We start from the raw sequence: 22,581 nt of genomic DNA, 5'->3' as shown, positions 1-22,581 counted from the left end.
CAGACCCGGTTCGTCCCGTTCGGATCACTTCGGATCGGTTCGGAATCAGGTCTCGCGACGTACGAGGAGTAGACCCGGTGGTCAGCAACGATCAGCGGCGGCGGCAGCTCGCCCGGGAGAAGTTCTTGCGGCAGCAGCAGCGGCGGGAGTCGGCGCGGCGCAGGGCGCGCACACGCAACACGGTGATCGCGTCGGCGTTGGCCGTGGTCGTGGTGGCGGGCGCCGGCGCGTTCGCCGCCGGGGCCTTCGACGGCAAGGACAAGAAGGACTCCGCGGCCTCCAAGCCGAGCGCGAGCCCCTCCAAGGCCGCCGACCCGTGCGAGAAGCCCGCCGCGGGCAAGGTGAAGCCGCTCAGCTGGAAGAAGGAGCCGGCGCTCACCATCGACAAGTCGGCCGGCTACACGATGAACCTCGCGACGACGTGCGGCGACATCGGCCTCGACCTCAAGGCGAAGGAGGCTCCGCACACGGTCAACTCCTTCGACTTCCTCGCCGGCAAGGGTTTCTTCGACCACACCAAGTGCCACCGCCTCACCACCGAGGGCATCTACGTCCTGCAGTGCGGCGACCCCAAGGGCACCGGCTCGGGCGGCCCGGGCTACACCATCCCGGACGAGAACCTGAAGGACAAAAGCCTCAAGGCGAACGTCTATCCGGCGGGCACCGTGGCGATGGCGAACACCGGCCAGAAGCACACCGGCGGCAGCCAGTTCTTCCTCGTCTACCAGGACAGTCAGTTGCCGCCGAGCTACACACCGTTCGGGACCATTTCCGATTCCGGCATGAAGGTGCTCAAGAAGATCGCCGCCGCCGGCGCCCAGCCCGCGGACCCCACGACACAGAACACCGCCCCGAACGCAACCGTCGTGATCAACAAGGCGACAGTCACCAAATCCTGACCCCCCAGGAGCGAAAATTTCGGTCGCGCGGGATGCGGACAGCCGCCCCGCCGGTCGCCTATGTTGGCCGTGACGAAACTGTGGACGATGCCCGGGGCCCCAAGGCGCCTCGCGGGCATCATGTGGAGGAGGCGCTGTGAGCAGCGACCCGTGGGGCCGCGTCGATGAGACGGGGACCGTGTACGTGCGTTCGGCCGACGGCAGCGAGCGTGAAGTCGGTTCGTGGCAGGCAGGTTCTCCTGACGAGGCCCTCGCCTACTTCAAGCGCAAGTACGACGGCCTGGTCGTCGAGATCGGGCTCCTCGAGCGCCGGGTGCAGACGACCGACCTGTCGGCGAAGGACGCCACGACCGCCATCGAGCACCTGCGCGAGCAGGTGACCGATGCGCACGCCGTCGGCGATCTGGAGGCTCTGGGCAAGCGCCTGGACAAGCTCGTCGAGACCGTCGACGCGCGCCGTGAGGAGCGCAAGGTCCAGAAGGCGAAGCAGTCCGACGAGGCGCGGCTCGCCAAGGAGGCCCTGGTCACCGAGGCCGAGGAGCTGGCCCAGAGCGAGCAGTGGCGCGCGGCCGGCGAGCGGCTGCGGGCTCTGGTGGACACCTGGAAGGGTCTGCCGCGTCTGGACCGCAAGTCGGACGACGAGCTGTGGCACCGTTTCTCGCACGCGCGCTCGGCGTTCTCGAAGCGCCGCAAGGCGCACTTCGCCTCGCTGGACGCGCAGCGCGAGGATGCCCGTCAGGCCAAGGAGAAGCTGGTCGCCGAGGCCGAGTCGCTGTCGGGCTCGACCGACTGGGGGACCACGGCCGCCCGGTACCGCGAGCTGATGACGGACTGGAAGGCCGCGGGCCGCGCCCAGCGCGAGCACGAGGACGACCTGTGGAACCGCTTCCGCGGTGCCCAGGACGTGTTCTTCGCGGCGCGCAGCTCGGTCTTCGCCGAGCGGGACGCCGAGCAGGGCGAGAACCTCAAGCTCAAGGAGGAGCTCGCCGACGAGGCCGAGAAGCTCCTGCCGATCGGGGATCTGAAGACGGCCCGCGCCGCCTTCCGCTCGATCAACGAGCGCTGGGAGGCCATCGGCCACGTGCCGCGCGACGCGCGTCCGAAGGTCGAGGGCCGGATGCACGCCGTGGAGCGGGCACTTCAGGAGTCCGAGGAGACTGAGTGGCGCCGGACGAACCCGGAGGCACGCGCGCGTGCCGAGGGGCTCACCGGTCAGCTGCAGGCCGCGGTCGACAAGCTGCGGGGCCAGATCGACACGGCCCGCGCGCAGGGCAACAACGCGAAGGCCGACAAGCTGGAGCGTGAGCTCGACGGCCGTCAGGCGCTGCTCGACCAGGCGCTCAAGGGCCTGCACGAGTTCGGCGGCTGAGCAGTCATCGCATGATGGGAAGGGCCCCCGGCGCTGAGCGCCGGGGGCCCTTCCCATGTCTGTCGGCTACGGTCTGCGCGCCGACGTCACGCGGTAGACGTCGTAGACGCCCTCCACTCCCCTGACCGCCTTCAGGACGTGACCCAGGTGCTTGGGGTCGCCCATCTCGAAGGTGAAGCGGGAGGTGGCCACCCGGTCGCGGGACGTCTGCACGGCCGCGGACAGGATGTTGACGTGCTGGTCGGACAGGACCCTGGTGACATCCGAGAGCAGCCGCGAGCGGTCGAGGGCCTCGACCTGTATGGCGACGAGGAAGACCGAGGACTGCGTGGGCGCCCACTCGACCTCGAGGATCCGCTCGGGCTCACGGGACAGCGACTCGACGTTCACACAGTCGCTGCGGTGCACCGACACGCCGCTGCCGCGCGTGACGAAGCCGATGATGGGGTCGCCGGGGACGGGCGTGCAGCAGCGGGCCAGCTTGACCCACACGTCCTCGACGCCCTTGACGACCACGCCGGGGTCGGCGTTCGCCCGGCGCTTGGAGCGGCCGCGCGACGGGGGTGCGCTCTCGGCGATGTCCTCGTTGGCGGCCTCCTCGCCGCCGAGGGCCTGGACGAGCTTCTGGACGACGCTCTGCGCGGTGACGTGGCCTTCGCCGATCGCCGCGTACAGGGACGAGATGTCGGGGTAGCGCATCTCGTGCGCGAGCGTGACCAGCGAGTCGCCCGTGAGGATCCGCTGGATCGGCAGGTTCTGCTTGCGCATGGCGCGGACGATGGCGTCCTTGCCCTGCTCGATCGCCTCGTCGCGGCGCTCCTTGGAGAACCAGGCACGGATCTTGTTGCGCGCCCGGGGCGACTTGACGAAGCCGAGCCAGTCGCGGGACGGGCCCGCGCCCTCGGCCTTGGAGGTGAAGACCTCCACCAAGTCGCCGTTGTCCAGGGTCGATTCGAGCGGAACGAGCCGCCCGTTGACCCGTGCTCCTATGGTCCGGTGGCCGACCTCGGTGTGGACCGCGTACGAGAAGTCCACCGGGGTCGCACCGGCCGGCAGCGCTATGACATCGCCCTTCGGCGTGAAGACGAAGACCTCGTTGCGCGAGAGGTCGAAGCGCAGGGACTCCAGGAACTCGCCCGGGTCCTCCGTCTCCTTCTGCCAGTCGAGCAACTGGCGCAGCCACGCCATGTCGTTGAGGTGGTCGTCCTTGCCCGTGCTCTTCGGGGCGTCGGAGCGCACCTTGGAGGCACCGGCGACGGCCTCCTGCTTGTACTTCCAGTGCGCCGCGATGCCGTACTCGGCGCGGCGGTGCATGTCGAACGTACGGATCTGCAGCTCAACGGGCTTGCCGTTGGGGCCGATCACCGTCGTGTGGAGCGACTGGTACATATTGAACTTGGGCATCGCGATGTAGTCCTTGAACCGGCCGGGGACCGGGTTCCATCGCGCGTGCACCGTGCCGAGGGCGGCGTAACAGTCCCTCACCGTGTCGACAAGGACACGGATGCCCACCAGGTCGTAGATCTCCGCGAAGTCACGGCCGCGGACGATCATCTTCTGGTAGACGCTGTAGTAGTGCTTCGGGCGGCCGGTGACGGTCGCCTTGATGCGGGCGGCGCGCAGGTCGCTCTGCACCTCGTCGGTCACTATGGCGAGGTACTCGTCGCGCTTGGGCGCGCGCTCGGCCACCAGACGCACGATCTCGTCGTACATCTTGGGGTAGAGGATCGCGAAGGCGAGGTCCTCCAGCTCCCACTTGATGGTGTTCATGCCCAGCCGGTGCGCCAGCGGGGCGTAGATCTCCAGCGTCTCGCGGGCCTTCTTCTCCTGCTTCTCGCGCTTGAGGTACCGCATCGTGCGCATGTTGTGCAGGCGGTCGGCGAGCTTGATGACCAGGACGCGCGGGTCCTTGGCCATCGCGACGACCATCTTGCGGACGGTCTCGGCCTGCGCGGCCTCGCCGAACTTGACCTTGTCCAGCTTGGTGACGCCGTCTACGAGCAGGGCGACCTGGTCGCCGAAGTCGCGGCGCAGGGTGTCCAGGCCGTACTCGGTGTCCTCGACCGTGTCGTGCAGCAGGCCCGCCATCAGCGTCGCGGGGTCCATGCCGAGCTCGGCGAGGATCGTCGTCACCGCGAGCGGGTGCGTGATGTACGGGTCGCCGCTCTTGCGCTTCTGACCGCGGTGCCAGCGCTCGGCGACCTGGTAGGCGCGCTCGACCTGGCGCAGCGTGGACGTCTCGATCTTCGGGTCGTTGCTGCGCACTATCCGCAGCAGGGGCTCGAGAACGGGGTTGTACGGGTTCGAGCGCTGGACGCCGAGACGGGCGAGGCGGGCGCGGACGCGGTTCGAGGAGCCGGAGCGGGCGGGCGGGCCCGCTGCGGGGCGCACCACGGGCGGGGCGGGCGGGGCGGCAGGGGCCGGGGCGGTGGCCTCGGGGCCGGGGGCCGGACGCGTGTCGGCGGGAGGCTTGGGGCGCGGCTGCTGCTCGGCCGCCTTGCCGCCCGGCGTGCCGGCGGCGCTCTGCCCGGTCTTCCCGGGCTTCGCGGGCGCGGCTGCGGCAGCCGCGGCCTGGCCGGCCTTCTGGTCGGGCTTGGCGGCTGTGGGTACCCCCACGCGCTCGGCGCTGGGGGAGAGTGGCTTGGCCTCGTCTGGCAACGGCGCTCCTCGTGCGCGACGGGTCCCCCGTTCAGGTCCCGGAGAGCCCATGGTATCGACACTGGGCCGCTCGCTCGCCTTCGGCCGGTGGGACAGCTTTCAACCGAACAAACGCAAAAGGCGGGCACCGGATTCCTCCGGGCCCGCCTTTACGCCTGTGACCAGGTGTTCAGACCATGAGCAGTGAGTCCAGCGGGGCGCCGTCGAGGGCCGGGAGCAGCCGCTCGCGGCCGCTCAGGAAACCCAGCTCCATCAGGACGGCGATGCCGGCGACCTCGGCGCCCGCGCGCCGGATGAGCCGCACCGACGCCTCGGCCGTACCACCGGTGGCGAGGACGTCGTCGATCACCATGACCCGGTCACCCACGACCAGGTCCTCGGCGTGCACCTCGATCTCGGCCGACCCGTACTCGAGGTCGTACGACTGGCTGAGCGTCGCCCCGGGGAGCTTGCCGGCCTTGCGTACGGGGATGAAGCCGAGCCCGGCGCGTACGGCGACGGGGGCGCCCAGGATGAACCCGCGCGCCTCCAGGCCGACGACCTTGGTGGCGCCGTTCGCTACGCAGAGCTCCGCGAGGGCGTCGGTGAGTGCCGTGAAGGCCGACGGGTCCGCCAGGAGCGGGGTGATGTCCTTGAACATCACGCCCGGCTCCGGGTAGTCCGGCACATCGCGGATGCGGCTGAGCAGCAGCTCCTTGATGTCGGTCATCGGCGCTTCCCCGAGGGCCGCCCGCGGCCTCGGTTGCGCGACGCGGGCTGATGCCGCGGGCCGACGACCGCGGTCGCGGCCTCGTCGTCCGACGGGTCGTCGTAGTCGTCGTCCTGCGGCTCCGGGGCCTCGGCGGACTCGCCCTTGGCGGCCGCCGACGCGCGCTTGGCGAGCACGCGCTTCTTCAGGGCCTTGATCTGCGGTTCGCGTTCCTTGAGGTCGGCGACGAGCGGAGTGGCGATGAAGATCGACGAGTACGCACCGGCCGCGAGGCCGACGAACAGCGACAACGAGATGTCGTTGAGCATGCCCGCGCCGAGGAAGCCACCGCCGATGAACAGCAGGCCCGCCACCGGCAGCAGCGCGACGACCGTGGTGTTGATCGAACGCACCAGCGTGCCGTTGATGGAGCGGTTGGCAATCTCGCTGTACGTGTAGCGGGTCTGCTTGGTGATGTCCTTCGTGCCCTCCTTCAAGGAGTCGAAGACGACCACCGTGTCGTAGAGCGAGTAACCGAGGATGGTCAGCAGACCGATGATGGTGCCCGTGGTGACCTCGAAGCCGACCAGCGCGTAGATCCCGACCGTGATCGTGATGTCGTGGATCAGTGCCACCAGGGCCGCGACCGCCATGCGCCACTCGAAGGCGATGGCCAGATAGATCACCACGAGGATCATGAACACGATCAGGCCGGTCCATGCCTTGTTGGCGATCGTCTCGCCCCAGCTGGGTCCGACGAGGTCGGCGTTGATCTTCGCCTCGGGGACGTTGAGGTCCTTCGCGAGTTCGGTCTTGATCTGGTCGGACTTCGCGGTGTCCACGCCGGAGATCTGGATGCGCAGACCGCCGGTGCCGAGCTCCTGGACGATCGCGTCGTGCCCGGAGGCCGCTTCGGCGGAGCGCTCCGCCGTGCCGGCGGAGACGCTGGTCTTCGGGGTGGTGAAGACCGCGCCGCCCTCGAACTCGATGCCCATGTTCAGACCACGCACCGCCAGGCCGACGATGGCCGTGATGGTGATCAGGATCGAGATGCCGTACCAGATCTTGCGCTTGCCGATGAAGTCGTAGCCGACTTCACCGCGGATGAGCCGGGCGCCGAGATGGCCGAGCTTCGACATCTCACGCCTCCTTCGTGTCGACAGGGCCTACGGGAGAGCCGGGAGCACGGCGCGTGCGACGCAGTGGCGGCTTGGCGCCGAGGCGCTTCGGGTCGAGCCCGGACCACGGATGTCCGTTCGCGAAGAACTTCTTGCGGGCCAGGAGCGTCATCAGCGGCTTGGTGAACAGGAAGACGACGACCACGTCGAGCACGGTGGTCAGGCCGAGCGTGAACGCGAAGCCCTGGACCTTGCCGACGGTGACGACGAACAGCACCGCGGCGGCGAGGAACGACACGAAGTCGGAGACCAGGATCGTGCGCCGGGCCCGCGGCCAGGCGCGCTCGACGGAGGGCCGCAGCGAGCGGCCCTCACGGATCTCGTCCCTGATGCGTTCGAAGAACACGATGAACGAGTCGGCCGTGATACCGATCGCCACGATCGCGCCGCAGACCGCCGGCAGGTTCAGCGCGAACCCGATGGCCGGGCCGAGGAGCGTCATGATCACGTAGGTGAGGATCGCGGACACCATGAGCGAGGCGAGCGCGATCAGCGACAGGCCGCGGTAGTAGACCACCAGGTAGATCACGACCAGCAGGAGGCCGATGGCGCCGGCGATCAGACCGGCGTGCAGCTGCTCACCACCGAGGGCCGCGGTGACCGTCGTGACGCTCTGCTCCTGGAAGGAGAGCGGGAGCGCACCGTAGGACAGCACGTTGGCGAGGTCCTGGGCGGACTGCTGGTCGAAGCTGCCGGAGATCTCCGCGCTGCCGCTCAGGGTCGAGCTGACGCTGGGGGCCGAGACCACGTCGCCGTCGAGCACGATGGCGAACTGGTTCATCGGCGGCTGCTGCTGCGAGAGCTTGCTGGTGATCTTCGCGAACTTCTTCGAGCCGCCGCCCGTGAAGTCCATGTTGACGACCCAGGCGCCGGTCTGCTGGTTGATCGTGGCCTGCGCCTTGTCGACGTCCTTGCCGTTCACCTCGGCGGGGCCGAGGACGTACTTCTCCCACTGGCCGGACGAGTTCTTACCGCACGCCACGGCGGTGTCCTCGGGCCTGACGCCCGAGGTGACCTGGCTGCGGGCGGCCTTGTCGGTGCAGTCGAGGTCCGTGAACTTCTTCTGCAGTGCGGCGGTGGCCGCGTCCGGGGTGGGGCTGGCCGAGGGGGTGGGCTTGCCGCTCGCGGAGGCGCTCGGCGACGGGGAGGAGTCGGCCTTCAGACCGTCGGTGACGGCGCGGCCCTGCGAGGTCGCGGACGAGGTCGGCGAGGCGGTCGGCGTGCTGGACGCCTTGTCCTTGCTGCCGTCCGTGGCCTTGTCGGTCGCCTTGTCAGTCGCCTTGTCGGTGGCCTTGCCCTTGCCCGAGCCGGAAGGGCTGGCGGAGGGCTCGGGAGTGGGCGCACCGGCGGCCACGGTGAGCACGGGGCGGAAGTAGAGCTGGGCGGTCGTGCCGACCTGCTCGCGCGCCTGCGCCTCGTTCGTCCCCTTGGGGATGTTGACGATGATGTTGTCGGAGCCCTGGGTCTGGACCTCGGACTCCGTGACGCCCAGACCATTGACGCGGCGCTCGATGATGCTCACGGCCGTGTTCATGTTGGTCTGGTTGACCGCGTTCTTCTGACCCGGCTCGCTCTTCGCCTTGAGCGTGATGCTCGTACCACCGGCGAGGTCGATGCCCAGGCGCGGTGTGGTGTGGCCGGACAGGAACATCCCGCCGGTCAGCGCCACCATCGCGATCAGGATGAAGGCCAGTGTGCGGCCCGGCCTGCTCTGGGCGCCGTGACTTCGGCCCTTCTTGGGTGCTGCCACCTTCTCGTTCTCCCTCTCCATCCGTCCCGCAGCGGGGTACGTGCCCGGACGGCCATGAAATGGTGTCGAGAATCCGTGCGGAAATCACACGTCCGGGACCGCGGAGCGCGAGCGGGCGCGCGCGGTCCTGGGGGCGTGACTACTTCGCGTCGGACTCGCCGTCGGTCTTCTTCGGCTCAGCGCCGTCGGCCTCGGAGGCTACGTCAGTGGCAGCAGCCTCGTCCTTCTTGTCGAGGTCGATGCGCGAGTCGTCCGAGGCGTCGGCGGGCTCGTCGGTCTCGGTGAGGGAGGAAGCGTCGTCCGGCACGACCGCACCATCGGCGCCGAGGGCGTCGTGGTCATCGTTGTCGTCACTCTCGGTGCCGTGGACGATGCGGTTGTACTCGTCGTCGGCCAGGACCGCGCCGATCGAGTTCTTCGCGTAGACGGCGTGGACGCCGGGGGCCACCTCCAGAAGGACCATCTCGTCGTGGACCTCCTTGACGGTGGCGTACATGCCCCCGATCGTGCGGACGCCGGAACCGGGCTGCATCTGGTCCCGCATCTGGCCTGCCGCCTGCTGCTTCTTCTTGGCGGAGCGGGTCATCAGGAACATGGCCCCGATGAGCACGATGAACGGGAGGAGGGTCACGATATTCACGGGACGGAAATTCCTTCGCACGACCGCGCACGTAGGCGGCCTGTTGGATGGGGGTGGGCACGCCGTCCACAAGGGCGGCATCGGCGGAGTCTAAGCGAGTCCGCACTCCAGGAACAACGCTCAGCATGGCACCGGGGTTCCTGACCTGGCGACTACCCTGCGCGATCACGCCCCGAACAGGTCCCCTTGTCCGCTTGTTCCCCTTGTCTGCTGGGGCGGCGTGAGGCCGAGGTGGGCCCAGGCCGCGGGCGTGGCGACCCGGCCTCGCGGCGTACGGGCGAGCAGACCTTCTCGTACGAGGAAGGGTTCGGCGACCTCCTCGACCGTCTCGCGCTCCTCCCCCACGGCGACCGCGAGAGTGGAGAGGCCGACGGGGCCGCCGCCGAAGAGCTTGATCAGGGCTTCGAGGACGGCGCGGTCGAGCCGGTCCAGACCGCGGCCGTCCACCTCGTAGACGCCGAGGGCCACCCCGGCGATGTCACGGGTGATGTGGCCGTCGGCCTTGACCTGCGCGTAGTCGCGGACCCGGCGCAGCAGACGGTTGGCGATACGGGGGGTGCCGCGGGAGCGGCCGGCGATCTCGGCGGCGCCCTGGGGGTCGATCTCCACGTCGAGGAGGTCCGCGGAGCGGTGGATGACGCGCTCCAGCTCGGCCGGCTCGTAGAACTCCATGTGCGCCGTGAAGCCGAAGCGGTCGCGCAGCGGCGGGGGCAGGAGGCCCGCGCGCGTGGTGGCGCCGACGAGGGTGAACGGGGGCAGCTCCAGCGGGATGGCCGTGGCGCCGGGGCCCTTGCCGACGATGACGTCGACCCGGTAGTCCTCCATCGCCATGTAGAGCATCTCTTCGGCGGGGCGGGACATGCGGTGGATCTCGTCGAGGAAGAGGACCTCGCCCTCCTGGAGGGAGGAGAGGATCGCGGCCAGGTCGCCGGCGTGCTGGATGGCCGGGCCACTGGTGATCCGGATGGGGGCGCCCATCTCGGCCGCGATGATCATGGAGAGCGTGGTCTTGCCGAGGCCGGGCGCGCCGGAGAGCAGGACGTGGTCGGCGGTGGCCCCACGCGCGCGTGCCGCCCTGAGGACCAGGTCGAGCTGCTCGCGGACCTTCTCCTGGCCGATGAACTCGCCCAGGTCCTTGGGGCGCAGGGCGGCCTCGACCGCCTGGTCCTCGCCGTCGGCGACAGAGCCCACGAGCCGCTCGGTGTCGGGCGTCGCGTCGGTCGTGTCGTCCCAGTTCATGAGGTGTGCCTCGCGATGGTGGTGGTTCGGGCGGGGAGCGGGCGCGGCCGGGTCAGCGGGTGCGGTTCAGCGTCTGGAGCGCGGCCTTGAGGAGCTTGCCGACCTGCGGCGTGCCGCCCTCCTCCTCGGCCTGCGGGGCGACGGCCTCGATGGCCTCGTCGGCCTCGCGCGTGGCATAGCCGAGCCCGATGAGCGCGGCGTGCAGCTGGTCGCGCCAGCCCGACGTCACGGGGGCGCCCACGCGTGCACCGGTGCCGAGGGGCGCACCGAGCCGGTCCTTGAGTTCGATGAGCAGCTTCTGGGCGCCCTTCTTGCCGATGCCGGGCACGGCGGTGAGCGACTTCTCGTCACCGGAGGCGACAGCGCCGCGCAGCGCGTCGGGGCTGTGCACGGCGAGCATCGCCTGCGCGAGGCGCGGGCCGACGCCGCTGGCGGTCTGCAGCAGCTCGAAGGTCTGCCGCTCGTCGTCGTCGGCGAAGCCGTACAGCGTGAGCGAGTCCTCGCGTACGACGAGGGAGGTGGCGAGCTTGGTCTGCTGGCCGATGCGGAGGCCGGAGAGCGTGTTCGGAGTGCACTGGACGGCCATGCCGATGCCGCCGACCTCGACCACCGCGGTGTCAGGGGCGAGCGCGGCCACCGGGCCGCTGACGAAGGCGATCATGCGATACGGCCTTTCGGTGCTGTGGCTGATTTCGATGCGTGCAGGGCGACGGCCTGCTGGAGTCTGTTCTGCGCGGGGGCGCGCCAGATGTGGCAGATGGCGAGGGCCAGAGCGTCGGCCGCGTCGGCGGGCTTGGGAGGAGCGTCCAGTCTCAGCAGGCGCGTCACCATGGCGCCCACCTGAGCCTTGTCGGCCCGTCCGCTGCCCGTCACGGCGGCCTTGACCTCGCTGGGCGTGTGGAGGGCTACGGGGATGCCGCGGCGGCTGGCGCAGAGCATCGCGACCGCGCTCGCCTGGGCCGTCCCCATGACCGTCCGCACGTTGTGCTGGCTGAACACCCGCTCCACGGCGACGAATTCGGGCCGGTACTCGTCCAGCCACTGCTCGATGCCCTGCTCGATGGCGACGAGGCGGTGGCCCAACTCCGCGTCGGCCGGGGTCCGTACGACGCCGACACCGCGCATCGTCAGAGGCCGCCCCGCGACCCCCTCGACCACGCCGACACCGCACCGGGTCAGCCCCGGGTCCACGCCGAGTACGCGCACCCCGCCCCTCCTTCGATAGCCAGTTTGTGCAGGCTATCGGGTACCACTGACAATGCGACGGGCCGACGGGTGTGTGTCCCGTCGGCCCGTGCGCTGCCTGCGTGTCAGGCGTCGACCTTCTCCATGACCTCGTCGCTCACGTCGAAGTTGGCGAAGACGTTCTGCACGTCGTCGCTGTCCTCGAGCGCGTCGATGAGCTTGAAGATCTTGCGGGCGCCCTCCTCGTCCAGCTCGACCTGCATGGTCGGGACGAAGTTGGCGTCGGCCGAGTCGTAGTCGATGCCGGCCTCCTGGAGCGCGGTGCGCACCGCGACCAGGTCGGTGGCCTCGCTGAGCACCTCGAAGGACTCACCGAGGTCGTTGACCTCTTCGGCACCCGCGTCGAGCACGGCACCGAGGACGTCGTCCTCGGACAGCTCACCCTTGGGGACGATCACGACACCCTTGCGGTTGAACAGGTACGAGACGGAGCCGGGGTCGGCCATGTTGCCGCCGTTGCGGGTCATGGCGACACGCACGTCGGACGCGGCACGGTTGCGGTTGTCGGTGAGGCACTCGATGAGCACCGCGACACCGTTGGGACCGTAGCCCTCGTACATGATCGTCTCGTAGTCGGCGCCACCGGCCTCGAGGCCGGCGCCGCGCTTGACCGCGGAGTCGATGTTCTTGTTAGGGACCGAGCTCTTCTTGGCCTTCTGGATGGCGTCGAAGAGCGTCGGGTTGCCGGACACGTCGGAGCCACCCGTGCGGGCAGCGACCTCGATGTTCTTGATCATCTTCGCGAAGAGCTTGCCGCGCTTGGCGTCGATCACGGCCTTCTTGTGCTTCGTCGTAGCCCATTTAGAGTGGCCGGACATCTGCCTGTCTCCTTCGCGTAACCAACCCAGTACGAACTCCCCCTGGCCGCAAGGGCCGGGGGACCCCCCGAGATCCTACAAGGACCCGGCCACCCGCTTCGCCCGCACCATGTCGACGAACAGTGCGTGCATCCTGTGGTCGCCGGTCAGCTCGGGGTGGAAGGACGTGGCGAGGGCGTTTTCCTGCCGTACAGCGACTATGTGCCCGTCGTACTCCGCGAGTACGTCGGCACGGGCGCCCACGGACTCCACCCAGGGGGCACGGATGAAGACGCCCTCCACGGGGTCGCCCTCCACGCCGCGTACGTCGACCGCCGCCTCGAAGGACTCGTCCTGACGTCCGAAGGCGTTGCGGCGCACGATCATGTCGATCCCGCCGACCGTCTCCTGGCCCGAACGCGGGTCGAGGATCTTGTCGGCGAGCAGGATCATGCCCGCACAGGTGCCGTACACCGGCATGCCTGCACGCACGCGCGCGCGGAGGGGCTCCATGAGCCCGAACAGGACGGCCAGCTTGGAGATGGTGGTCGACTCCCCGCCGGGCAGGACGATGCCGTCCACCTCGGCCAGTTCCTCGGGCCGCCGCACGGGCCTGGCCACGGCGTCCGCCGTGGCCAGGGCGACGAGGTGCTCCCGTACGTCGCCCTGGAGCGCGAGGACGCCCACTACGGGAGAGGTCATTACCAGCCCCGGTTCGCGTAGCGCTCGGTCTCGGGGAGGGTGTCGCAGTTGATGCCGACCATGGCCTCGCCCAGGTTGCGCGAGGCGTCCGCGATGATCTTGGGGTCGTCGTAGAAGGTGGTGGCCTTCACGATGGCGGCGGCGCGCTTGGCCGGGTCGCCGGACTTGAAGATGCCGGAGCCGACGAAGACACCCTCGGCACCGAGCTGGCGCATCAGGGCGGCGTCGGCGGGCGTGGCGACACCACCGGCGGAGAACAGCACCACCGGCAGCTTGCCGAGCTCGGAGACCTCCTTGACGAGCTCGTAGGGGGCGCGCAGCTCCTTGGCGGCGGCGTACAGCTCGTTGTTGTCGAAGCCGCGCAGCTTGGCGATCTCGTTCTTGATCTGGCGCAGGTGGCGGACGGCCTCGACGACGTTGCCCGTGCCGGCCTCCCCCTTCGAGCGGATCATGGCCGCGCCCTCGGCGACGCGGCGCAGGGCCTCGCCCAGGTTGGTGGCGCCGCACACGAAGGGGGTCGTGAACGCGAACTTGTCGCTGTGGTTGACCTCGTCGGCCGGGGTGAGAACCTCGGACTCGTCGATGTAGTCGACGCCGAGCGACTGCAGGACCTGAGCCTCCACGAAGTGGCCGATCCGGGACTTGGCCATGACCGGGATGGAGACGGCCTCGATGATCTCCTCGATCATGTTCGGGTCGGACATCCGGGCCACTCCGCCGTCCTTGCGGATGTCGGCCGGCACCCGCTCGAGCGCCATGACGGCCACCGCGCCGGCGTCCTCGGCGATCTTCGCCTGCTCGGCGTCGACGACGTCCATGATCACGCCGCCCTTGAGCTGCTCGGCCATGCCGCGCTTCACGCGCGCGGTGCCGGTGGTTTCGACGAACTGGGGGGTGCTGGACACGGGTGACCTCGCTCGGTGGAAAAGGGGGGCTGCTACTCCACAGAGGAAACGCCCCGCGACCAGTCCACATCAAGGGCCAATATCTGACCGGTGGCTCATTCTTCGCGAACGCGCCTGGTCCCCCTGTTACGTGGTGGGCCTGTCGGCCTATGTGGTGGGCCTGTCGGCGAGCGCGACGGGCGGCTCGTCGTCCATCTCGAAGGCCAGCGGGAACGGCGCATGGCCCGCGAGCCGGAACCAGCGCACCTTGCGATGCCTGCGCAGGGCGCGTGCGGCCCGTACGGCGTCGTTGTGGAAGCGCCGGGCCATGGGCACTCTGCGGACGGCCTGAGCGAGCTCCTCGGCCGCGTCGGGGCCGCCCGGAGCGGCGCGTACCGCCTCCATCTGCCCCGCCTCGCCGAACACGGCCCGCAGCGCCTGGCTCAGCTCGCTCTCGGCGACCTCACGGTGGTCCTCCTCGGCCTGCCGTGCCGCGTGCGCGGCCTCGTACAGGACGATCGAGGCGGCGGGGTCGAGCACTCCGGAGGTGGCCAGCTCCTGCGCCACCGAGGCGCGGCGCAGCAGTTGGGCGTCGAGGGCGGCGCGGGCCGCGTCGATCCGGGCGTGCAGCCGGTCGAGGCGGCCGGCGGTCCAGCTCAGGTAGAGGCCGACCGCGATGAGGAAGACCGCGATCCAGATCAAAGTGGAGGTCACGGGCGCAAAGGCTACAGCCGTGCCCCGCAGCGGCGATCAGCCGCGTACGGGACGGGAGGGACGTACCGGTTTGTGCGCGGGGCGCGCCGGTACGTCCCGTCAGTCGCGGGCGAGCCCGAACCGGGCCCGCAGTCCACTGCGTTCGTCGGTGGCGACGGCCGCGGCGCCGGTGGTCACCGTCTCGTACACGGACAGGATGTCCGCCCCCACGGTCGACCAGTCGAAGCGCCGCACGTGCTTGCTGCCGCGCTCCCGCAGCTCCTCGCGCCGGTCGGCGTCGCCCAGCAGCCGGACGGCCGAGTCCGCGAGGGCGTCCGCGTCCTCGTTGGCGAACAGCTCGCCCGCGCCGCCCTGGTCGAGGACCTGCGCGAACGCGTCGAGGTCCGAGGCCAGGACCGGCGCGCCCGCCGACATGGCCTCGACGAGGATGATGCCGAAGCTCTCGCCGCCGGTGTTGGGGGCCACGTACACGTCGACGCTGCGCAGCAGTCTGGCCTTGTCCTCGTCGCTGACCATGCCGAGGAACTCGACGCGTTCGCGCATCTCGGCGGGCAGGCTCTCGACGGCCTCCTCCTCGTCGCCGCGTCCGGCCACGAGCAGCCGGGTACCGGGCCGCTCGGCCAGGATCCTCGGCAGGGCCTTCATCAGCACGGGAAGGCCCTTGCGGGGCTCGTCGATGCGCCCGATGAAGCCGATGGTGCCGCCCTGCCACTCGGCCTTGGGCTCGGCGCGGGCGAAGAAGTCGACGTCGACGCCGTTCGGGATGACGACGGCGTCCCCGCCGAGGTGCTCCACGAGCGTGCGCCGCGCGTACTCGCTCACCGCGATGCGCGCGCTGATCTTCTCCAGGGCGGGCTGGAGGATCGGATACGCGGCGATCATGGCGCGGGACCGCGGGTTCGACGTGTGGAACGTGGCGACGATCGGGCCCTGAGCCGCCCAGCAGGAGAGCAGCCCCAGCGAGGGCGAGGCCGGCTCATGGATGTGGATCACGTCGAACGTGCCGTCGTGCAGCCAGCGCCGCACCCGCGCGGCGCTCAGGAAGCCGAAGTTGAGCCGGGCGACCGAGCCGTTGTACGGCACGGGGACCGCGCGGCCCGCCGAGACGACGTACGGCGGCAGCGGGGTCTCGTCGTCGGCCGGGGCGAGGACGGACACCTCGTGCCCCAGGGCGATGAGGTGCTCCGCGAGGTCGCGGATGTGGAACTGGACGCCGCCCGGCACGTCCCAGGAGTACGGGCAGACGATGCCGATCTTCACGGTCGGCGCTCCTCGAGGTCAGCGAGCCACAGGCGCTGCAGCATGTGCCAGTCCTCCGGGTGGTCGGCGATGCCGGTGGCGAAGGCATCGGCCAGCGCCTGTGTCATGACAGACGTCTTTTCGGCGCGGGTACCTGTCTCGGGCACCTCGATGGGCGCGTGGATGCGTCCGCGCATGACGGGCGACCCGTCGTACCAGAGGGTGACCGGGAGGAGCAGGGCGCCGGTCTGCTGGGCGAGTAGCGCGGGGCCCGCGGGCATGCGCGCGGTGTCGCCGAAGAACTTCACCTCGACGCCGGACTCGGACAGATCGCGGTCGGCGACGAGGCAGACCAGGCCGCCGGCGCGCAGCCGGCGGGCGAGCGTACCGAAGGCGGATCCCCCTTCGTGCGGCAGGACCTCCATGCCGAGGCTCTCGCGGTACGCCACGAAGCGGTCGTAGAGGGTCTCGGGCTTGAGCCGCTCGGCGACCGTCGTGAACGGGGTCTCCAGCTTCGCGGTGACCCAGGCGCCCGCGAGGTCCCAGTTGCCCAGGTGGGGCAGGGCGATGATGACGCCCCTGTCGGAGGCGAGGCCGTCGGTGAGGTGGTGGACGTCGTCGACGTCGAACCCGTTCCGTACGCGGTCCGCGCTCCAGGACGGCAGCCGGAACGACTCCATCCAGTACCGCAGGTACGAGCGCATACCCGCCCGGGAGAGCTGCTTGAGGCGCTCCGGTGAGGCGTCGGGCACCACGCGCGCGAGGTTGGACTCCAGGCGCAGGACGCTCTTGCCGCGCCGCCTCCACGCGAGGTCGGCGATGGTGCGGCCCAGGCGGACCGCGACGGGCTCCGGGAGCTTCTTGACCGAGCTCCAGCCCGCTCCGTAAAGGGCGTCGACGAGTCGTTCGCGCGCGTTGCTCACGATGCGGTCCCGCTCTCCTGGGAGGCCTCGGCCGCGGCCTCCGCGTCGGCCTCGGCCGACTCCCTGCGGACGGTCACCATCCGCTGGATCAGCGTCACGAGGCTGCCCGCGGCGACGGCCCACAGGGCGATCGGCAGCACGATCTGGATGCCGGGGACGCCGAACTTGTGCAGCCCCGCGAGGCCCGCGGCGACGAGGGTGATCACGAGCCGCTCGGCGCGCTCCACCAGGCCGTTCACCGCGACGGGCAGGCCGATGGCCTCACCGCGGGCCTTGGTGTACGACACGACCTGGCCGCTGGCGAGGCAGAAGATGGAGACGGCGCACAGCATGTTGTTGTCGCCGGATCCCGCGTACCAGAGGGCGAGGCCACCGAAGATCGCGCCGTCGGCGACGCGGTCGAGCGTGGAGTCGAGGAACGCGCCCCAGCGGCTGGTGCGGCCGAGCTGGCGCGCCATGTTGCCGTCCACGAGGTCCGAGAACACGAACAGCGTGATGACGATCGTGCCCCAGAAGAACTCCCCGCGGGGGAAGAAGACCAGTGCGCCCGCCACGACCCCGGCCGTGCCGAGGAGCGTGACCGCGTCGGGGCTGACCCCGCGACGGATGAGAAACGCGGCGAACGGTGTGAGGACACGCGTGAAAAATGCACGCGCGTACTTGTTCAGCATGGCCTTCCCGAGGGTCGGATGGCCGCGCGGCCCTTCTGGCCACCGGCTGGCCCATCGTAGTCACGCGCGCGCGTGGACGACCGACGGGCACCCGCGCGCCCCGGGGAACCACGTACGACGTATGGACGCACCATGACCGGAGTGCAAAGCTCGAAGACACCGCGGGCGTCGTCGGAGCCGCCATCGCGGGTCCCGCGTGTCCGCGCCCAATGGGACCCCCTCTTCAGCAGGGGTGCCACCTCACCGTGCAAGTAACCGGGAGGCAAGGCATGGGCGACAAGGCGAATACACACCCCGGAGCCGCCGGCAGGGCTACGGCGGCCGACCACCCCTCGTCCGTGAGGAATGTGGTGCTGGTCGGCCACAGCGGATCGGGCAAGACGACATTGGTGGAGGCTCTCGCGCTGACCGCGGGGGCGGTGAACAGGGCGGGCCGGGTGGAGGACGGCACCGCCGTTTCCGACTACGACGACATCGAGCACCGGCAGCAGCGGTCGGTGCAGCTCTCACTGGTGCCCCTCGAATGGGACGGGTACAAGATCAATCTTCTGGACACCCCCGGATACGCGGATTTCGTAGGGGAGCTGAGGGCCGGTCTGCGGGCTGCGGACGCGGCCCTCTTCGTCGTCTCGGCGTCCGACGGGCCCGAGACCATGGCGGGCGCGACGCGCATGGTGTGGGAGGAGTGCGCGGCGGTCGGCATGCCACGCGCCATCGTGGTGACGCATCTGGAGGCGGCGCGCTCCGACTTCGAACAGATGACGCGGACCTGCGAGACGTTCTTCGGCGGCGACGACCCGGATGCCGTCATCCCGCTCTACCTGCCGCTGCACGGCGAGCCGGGGCCGGACGGGCACGCGCCCGTGACCGGTCTCGCAGGCCTCCTGTCGCAGCGTGTGTTCGACTACGCGTCGGGCGAGCGCAAGGAGTCCGAGCCCGACCCCGACCAGCTGCCGCTCATCGAGGAGGCACGCAACCGTCTGATCGAGGGGATCATCGCCGAGAGCGAGGACGAGACCCTCATGGACCGCTATCTGAGCGGCGAGGAGATCGACTACAAGACGCTGGTCGGGGACCTGGAGCGGGCCGTGGCGCGCGGTGTCTTCCACCCGGTGCTGGCCGCGGCGCCCGCGGCGCAGGGCGCCCGGCAGGGCATCGGCACGGTCGAGCTGCTCGAACTCATCACGGGCGGCTTCCCCACTCCCCTGGAGCGCGCGGCCCCGGTGGTCACCACCCCGTCGGGCGACGCGCGCACGGTGAACGTCTGCGATCCGGACGGTCCTCTGGTCGCCGAGGTCGTGAAGACGGCATCCGATCCGTACGTGGGCCGGATCTCGCTGGTACGGGTCTTCTCCGGAACCCTGCGCCCCGACGACACGGTGCATGTCTCGGGACACGGCCTCGCCGACCGCGGCCACGAGGACCACGACGTCGACGAACGCATCGGCGCTCTGTCGTCGCCGTTCGGGAAGCAGCAGCGCGTGCTCTCCCACTGCATCGCCGGCGATCTGGCGTGCGTCGCCAAGCTCGGCCGGGCGGAGACCGGCGACACCCTCTCCGCCAAGGACGACCCGCTCCTCATGGAGCCGTGGGACATGCCGGACCCGCTGCTCCCGCTGGCGATCCAGGCGCACAGCAAGCCGGACGAGGACAAGCTCTCGCAGGGCCTGTCCCGGCTGGTCGCCGAGGACCCCACCATGCGGCTCGAGCAGAACCAGGACACCCACCAGGTCGTCCTGTGGTGCCTCGGTGAGGCGCATGCCGACGTCGCCCTGGAGCGGCTGCGCAACCGGTACGGCGTCCAGGTCGATGTCGTCCCGCACAAGGTCTCGCTCAGGGAGACGTTCGCCGACAGGTCGGCGGGCCGCGGGCGCCATGTGAAGCAGTCCGGCGGGCACGGACAGTTCGCGATCTGCGAGATCGAGGTGGAGCCGCTGCCGAACGGCTCCGGCATCGAGTTCGTGGACAAGGTCGTCGGCGGCGCGGTGCCGCGGCAGTTCATCCCGTCCGTGGAGAAGGGCGTACGGGCGCAGGCCGCGAAGGGCGTGGCCGCGGGCCATCCCCTCATCGATGTGCGGATCACGCTGCTCGACGGGAAGGCGCACTCGGTGGACTCCTCCGACGCGGCGTTCCAGACGGCGGGCGCGCTGGCACTGCGGGAGGCGGCCGCGGACGCGAGGATCCATCTCCTGGAGCCGGTCGCCGAGGTGCAGGTGCTCGTCGCCGACGACTACGTGGGCGCGGTGATGAGCGATCTGTCGGGGCGGCGCGGCCGCGTGGTCGGCACGGAACAGACACCGGGGTCTCGCACGCTCGTACGGGCCGAGATCCCGGAGATCGAGATCGGCCGGTACGCGGTGGACCTGCGGTCGCTGTCGCACGGCACGGGGCGGTTCAGCCGGGCGTACGCGCGGCACGAGCCGATGCCCCCGCAGCTGGGCGACAGGATGCGCGAACAGGCCGAGGACGCCTCGTAGTTGGCCCTCCCGCGGCCACCCGACAGCCAGGCCGCCCGCCCGGTCCCCTTCCGGGCGGGCGGCTTCGGCCGTCCCCTGACGGATGTCGGTGCGCCCGGATACGCTGAATACCTGATCAAGCCGATGACCTGATCAACAGGTGTGCGGAGCAAGGAAGTCGGGAAAGCCGCAGGAGCGAAGGCGCGCGGCGATGGGGGCGGCAGTGGCGGACGACGTATTCGACTTCAGGCCCGGGGCGCAGGTGCCGTTGCACGGCTCCGCGGGCCAGACCGCGGCCACATACGCCCTGGCTTCGGCGGCGTACCGGGACGCGAAGGTGGACGATCTGCTCGCCGCCAACAGCGAGTGGCACAAGTCCGAAGTGAAGAAGGGCATTTGGTCGCTGGCCGCGCCGAATCTGGGCGAGGCGTTCTCGCGGGCCGTCCAGGGCCGGCTGCTCGGCGGTGCCCGCAAGCCGCTCATCCAGTCCTTCGGCACCGAGCCGCAGGTCGTCGTGGAGCACTGTCTCGCGGCGAACCGGATCCGTAAGCAGCGCGACAGCTGGCTCACGGCCGTGATGGCGCTGTGCGGCCTGCTCTTCCTGCCCGGCCTGATCGTCTGGCTGCTCGTCTTCCAGGTCCGCCGCATGATCGGCAGCCAGGAGAACAAGCGCATGGCAGCGCTGTTCACGGCGCTGATGGTGGCGGTCGCCGCCGTCGCCGTGATCTTCATGGTCAAGCTGCCGTTCACGGGCTTCTGGGCCTGGTATCTGCGGGGGGCGATCGTGGCGCCCGTGGTCGGCTGGCTGTGGGCCCGGCAGATCTGCGAGCGCACGGCGCAGGACATGCGGGAGCGCTGGGACAGCCTGCTCGCGGGCGGCGGCATCGGCGCCAAGATCCCGGAGGCGGTGCCCGGCAGCCCGGGCGAGACGGCCGCCGAGCGGCTGCGCCAGAGCCTCGCCAAGCTGACCGCTGAGCAGCAGTCGAATTCCGTGTTCTACGCGGGGCCCAAGGGCATCCTCGGTATGGGCACCCGCTGGGGCAGCTGGCAGCTCGCCGAGGAGCTGATCCCCCGCGACGAGGGGGCGGAGATCCACCCGTTCCGCAGCTGGGACGTCATACGGGCGGTCCACGACAAGCTGCGGCTCCTGGAGCGCGGCCCGCTGCACACGGGCGGGTTCCCGACGCCGTCGATCAAGCACTGGATCGTCTCGCCGATCGGGGAGAACGCGAAGAAGGTGGCGCGCCCCAGCGGCACCGACGTCGAGGCCTTCCAGATCAAGAACCACGAGATACAGCGGATCTGCAACGAGCAGCAGTTCGGCAGCGGCGACCGCCACTATCTGGGCGTGCAGTTCACGCTCTGGGACGGCCAGTTGGTGATCACGATGCTGATCACGGTGACGGTGCTGCACGAGACGCTGCGCATCGAGATCACGGGCCATGCGCTCGGCCCGGTGCACTCCCTGTTCACGACGAAGCCCGAGCCGAAGGTGAAGGAAGTCGCCAAGGCCATCAAGTTCTGGGAGACGGTGGAGAAGAAGCTCCCCCTCATCGAGCCCGACGAGGTGGTCCGCCTCGCGGTGCGCGCGCCCTTCACCTGGTATCCGCCGCTCCTGGACTTCATAGGCGGCAAGCTGATCCTGCCCGAGCCCTTCGGACTGCGGCACGCCTGGGCGGACAAGCCGTGGCGGCACCGCTTCATGGCGGACGACGCGCTGCGCACGGCCACCCCGGTCCTGCGTGTGGTGCACGCGGCGGCCATCAAGGTCCTTGAGGAGAACGGCGTGGACACGGAGAAGTTCGGTACACGGTCGTCGTTCCTCAGCAACCTGGTCCAGGCCCCGACGCCCATGAACGCCGACGCGTACGACGCGTAGCCGGGCCCGGCCGGCCCGGGGCGTGCGGGCCCGGCCGGCCGGTCACGATCGGCTCAGTCGGCGTCCGGCCAGGCCTTGGCGAGCGCGGTCCTGGTGTCGCCGAGCAGCTGCGGCAGCACCTTGGTGTGTCCCACGACGGGCATGAAGTTGGTGTCGCCGCCCCAGCGAGGAACGATGTGCTGGTGCAGATGCGCGGCGATGCCGGCCCCCGCGACCGCGCCCTGGTTCATGCCGATGTTGAAGCCGTGCGCCCCGGACGCGGTGCGCAGTGCGGCCATCGCGCGCTTGGTGAAGAGGGCCAGCTCGGCGGTCTCGCCGTCGTCCAGGTCCGTGTAGTCGGCGACGTGCCGGTACGGCAGCACCATCAAGTGCCCGCCGTTGTACGGGTAGAGGTTGAGGATCGCGTAGACGCTCGCGCCGCGCGCCACGATCAGCGCTTCCTCGTCGGTCATGCCGGGTGCGGCACAGAAGGGACAGCCGTCGTCGGCGCCCGGTCCGGTCGGCTTGTTCTCCCCCTGGATGTAGGCCATCCGGTGCGGCGTCCAAAGGCGCCCGAACCCGTCCGGCTCACCCACCGGCCCCGTGTGCTGCTCCGGCTCACTCGTCATGAGGTGCAGCATATGGCTTCGCCCGTTCGGAGCGTGTCGGCG

The 22,581-nt window shown here is 70.1% G+C and carries 20 protein-coding genes; 4 read left to right on the top strand and 16 right to left on the bottom strand.

The window, feature by feature from the left end; genetic code table 11:
- The first annotated feature begins 77 nt into the window (after positions 1-77).
- Together OG698_RS36645 and OG698_RS36640 are read left to right on the top strand one after the other, a co-directional pair.
- Positions 78-899: a peptidylprolyl isomerase gene (locus OG698_RS36645; RefSeq protein ID WP_406108174.1), complete on the top strand. Its 822-nt coding sequence runs from the start codon at positions 78-80 to the stop codon at positions 897-899.
- 136 nt (positions 900-1,035) lie between these two features.
- Positions 1,036-2,268, top strand: coding sequence for a DUF349 domain-containing protein (locus OG698_RS36640; RefSeq protein ID WP_406108172.1), 1,233 nt, complete (start codon positions 1,036-1,038; stop codon positions 2,266-2,268).
- A gap of 66 nt (positions 2,269-2,334) precedes the next feature.
- On the opposite strand, the gene OG698_RS36635 is transcribed toward OG698_RS36640, so the two are convergent.
- The 15 genes from OG698_RS36635 to pgsA form a co-directional block, all read right to left on the bottom strand.
- The gene (locus OG698_RS36635) at positions 2,335-4,926 is read right to left on the bottom strand and encodes a RelA/SpoT family protein (RefSeq protein ID WP_406108170.1); all 2,592 of its coding nucleotides are present in this window, start codon (positions 4,924-4,926) and stop codon (positions 2,335-2,337) included.
- Between the two features lie 169 nt (positions 4,927-5,095).
- On the bottom strand, positions 5,096-5,635 hold the full coding sequence (locus OG698_RS36630; RefSeq protein ID WP_399970856.1) for an adenine phosphoribosyltransferase: 540 nt from the start codon (positions 5,633-5,635) through the stop codon (positions 5,096-5,098).
- Positions 5,632-6,753 carry a protein translocase subunit SecF gene (secF, locus tag OG698_RS36625; protein WP_399970855.1) on the bottom strand — a complete coding sequence of 374 codons (1,122 nt, stop codon included), beginning with the start codon at positions 6,751-6,753 and terminating at the stop codon, positions 5,632-5,634. The genes OG698_RS36630 and secF overlap by 4 nt, the downstream gene beginning before the upstream one ends.
- Before the next feature lies 1 nt (position 6,754).
- On the bottom strand, positions 6,755-8,542 hold the full coding sequence (secD, locus tag OG698_RS36620; RefSeq protein ID WP_406108168.1) for a protein translocase subunit SecD: 1,788 nt from the start codon (positions 8,540-8,542) through the stop codon (positions 6,755-6,757).
- 139 nt (positions 8,543-8,681) lie between these two features.
- Positions 8,682-9,182, bottom strand: coding sequence for a preprotein translocase subunit YajC (gene yajC, locus OG698_RS36615; RefSeq protein ID WP_100596995.1), 501 nt, complete (start codon positions 9,180-9,182; stop codon positions 8,682-8,684).
- A gap of 165 nt (positions 9,183-9,347) precedes the next feature.
- On the bottom strand, positions 9,348-10,421 hold the full coding sequence (ruvB, locus tag OG698_RS36610) for a Holliday junction branch migration DNA helicase RuvB (RefSeq protein WP_406108166.1): 1,074 nt from the start codon (positions 10,419-10,421) through the stop codon (positions 9,348-9,350).
- 52 nt (positions 10,422-10,473) lie between these two features.
- A complete protein-coding gene (ruvA, locus tag OG698_RS36605) occupies positions 10,474-11,082 on the bottom strand; it encodes a Holliday junction branch migration protein RuvA (RefSeq protein ID WP_406108164.1) in 609 nt (202 codons plus the stop codon).
- Entirely contained in the window at positions 11,079-11,627 is a 549-nt protein-coding gene (gene ruvC, locus OG698_RS36600; RefSeq protein ID WP_100596998.1) for a crossover junction endodeoxyribonuclease RuvC, read from the bottom strand. The genes ruvA and ruvC overlap by 4 nt, the downstream gene beginning before the upstream one ends.
- Positions 11,628-11,731: 104 nt before the next feature.
- Positions 11,732-12,484 (bottom strand): YebC/PmpR family DNA-binding transcriptional regulator, encoded by a 753-nt coding sequence (locus OG698_RS36595; protein WP_266566512.1) that lies wholly within the window; start codon positions 12,482-12,484, stop codon positions 11,732-11,734.
- 75 nt (positions 12,485-12,559) lie between these two features.
- Complete coding sequence (gene pdxT / locus OG698_RS36590) at positions 12,560-13,165, bottom strand: pyridoxal 5'-phosphate synthase glutaminase subunit PdxT (protein ID WP_406108162.1); 606 nt, start codon at positions 13,163-13,165, stop codon at positions 12,560-12,562.
- Complete coding sequence (gene pdxS, locus OG698_RS36585) at positions 13,165-14,013, bottom strand: pyridoxal 5'-phosphate synthase lyase subunit PdxS (protein ID WP_406111491.1); 849 nt, start codon at positions 14,011-14,013, stop codon at positions 13,165-13,167. Before pdxS ends, pdxT begins: the two co-directional genes overlap by 1 nt.
- Positions 14,014-14,217: 204 nt before the next feature.
- Positions 14,218-14,763 carry a hypothetical protein gene (locus OG698_RS36580; RefSeq protein WP_356272295.1) on the bottom strand — a complete coding sequence of 182 codons (546 nt, stop codon included), beginning with the start codon at positions 14,761-14,763 and terminating at the stop codon, positions 14,218-14,220.
- Between the two features lie 99 nt (positions 14,764-14,862).
- Positions 14,863-16,023, bottom strand: a complete 1,161-nt coding sequence (locus OG698_RS36575) for a glycosyltransferase family 4 protein (RefSeq protein ID WP_406108160.1) — start codon at positions 16,021-16,023, stop codon at positions 14,863-14,865.
- Positions 16,020-16,925, bottom strand: coding sequence for a phosphatidylinositol mannoside acyltransferase (locus OG698_RS36570; RefSeq protein WP_406108159.1), 906 nt, complete (start codon positions 16,923-16,925; stop codon positions 16,020-16,022). The genes OG698_RS36575 and OG698_RS36570 overlap by 4 nt, the downstream gene beginning before the upstream one ends.
- Positions 16,922-17,596, bottom strand: a complete 675-nt coding sequence (pgsA, locus tag OG698_RS36565; RefSeq protein WP_326776696.1) for a phosphatidylinositol phosphate synthase — start codon at positions 17,594-17,596, stop codon at positions 16,922-16,924. The genes OG698_RS36570 and pgsA overlap by 4 nt, the downstream gene beginning before the upstream one ends.
- 269 nt (positions 17,597-17,865) lie before the next feature.
- On the opposite strand from pgsA, the gene OG698_RS36560 reads away from it, so the two are divergent.
- Positions 17,866-20,073, top strand: a complete 2,208-nt coding sequence (locus tag OG698_RS36560) for an elongation factor G-like protein EF-G2 (RefSeq protein ID WP_406108157.1) — start codon at positions 17,866-17,868, stop codon at positions 20,071-20,073.
- A 190-nt stretch (positions 20,074-20,263) separates the two neighbouring features.
- Positions 20,264-21,931: a hypothetical protein gene (locus tag OG698_RS36555; protein ID WP_399970847.1), complete on the top strand. Its 1,668-nt coding sequence runs from the start codon at positions 20,264-20,266 to the stop codon at positions 21,929-21,931.
- A gap of 53 nt (positions 21,932-21,984) precedes the next feature.
- Here OG698_RS36555 and OG698_RS36550 read toward each other — a convergent pair whose 3' ends face one another.
- Complete coding sequence (locus tag OG698_RS36550; protein WP_116503347.1) at positions 21,985-22,551, bottom strand: HIT domain-containing protein; 567 nt, start codon at positions 22,549-22,551, stop codon at positions 21,985-21,987.
- Positions 22,552-22,581: the final 30 nt, after the last annotated feature.

The sequence above is a fragment of the Streptomyces sp. NBC_01003 genome (genome assembly GCF_045162695.1).
In the GTDB taxonomy this organism is placed as follows: domain Bacteria; phylum Actinomycetota; class Actinomycetes; order Streptomycetales; family Streptomycetaceae; genus Streptomyces.
Note: the sequence above shows the minus strand (reverse complement) of the source record. Positions and strands in the feature narration are given on the sequence as shown.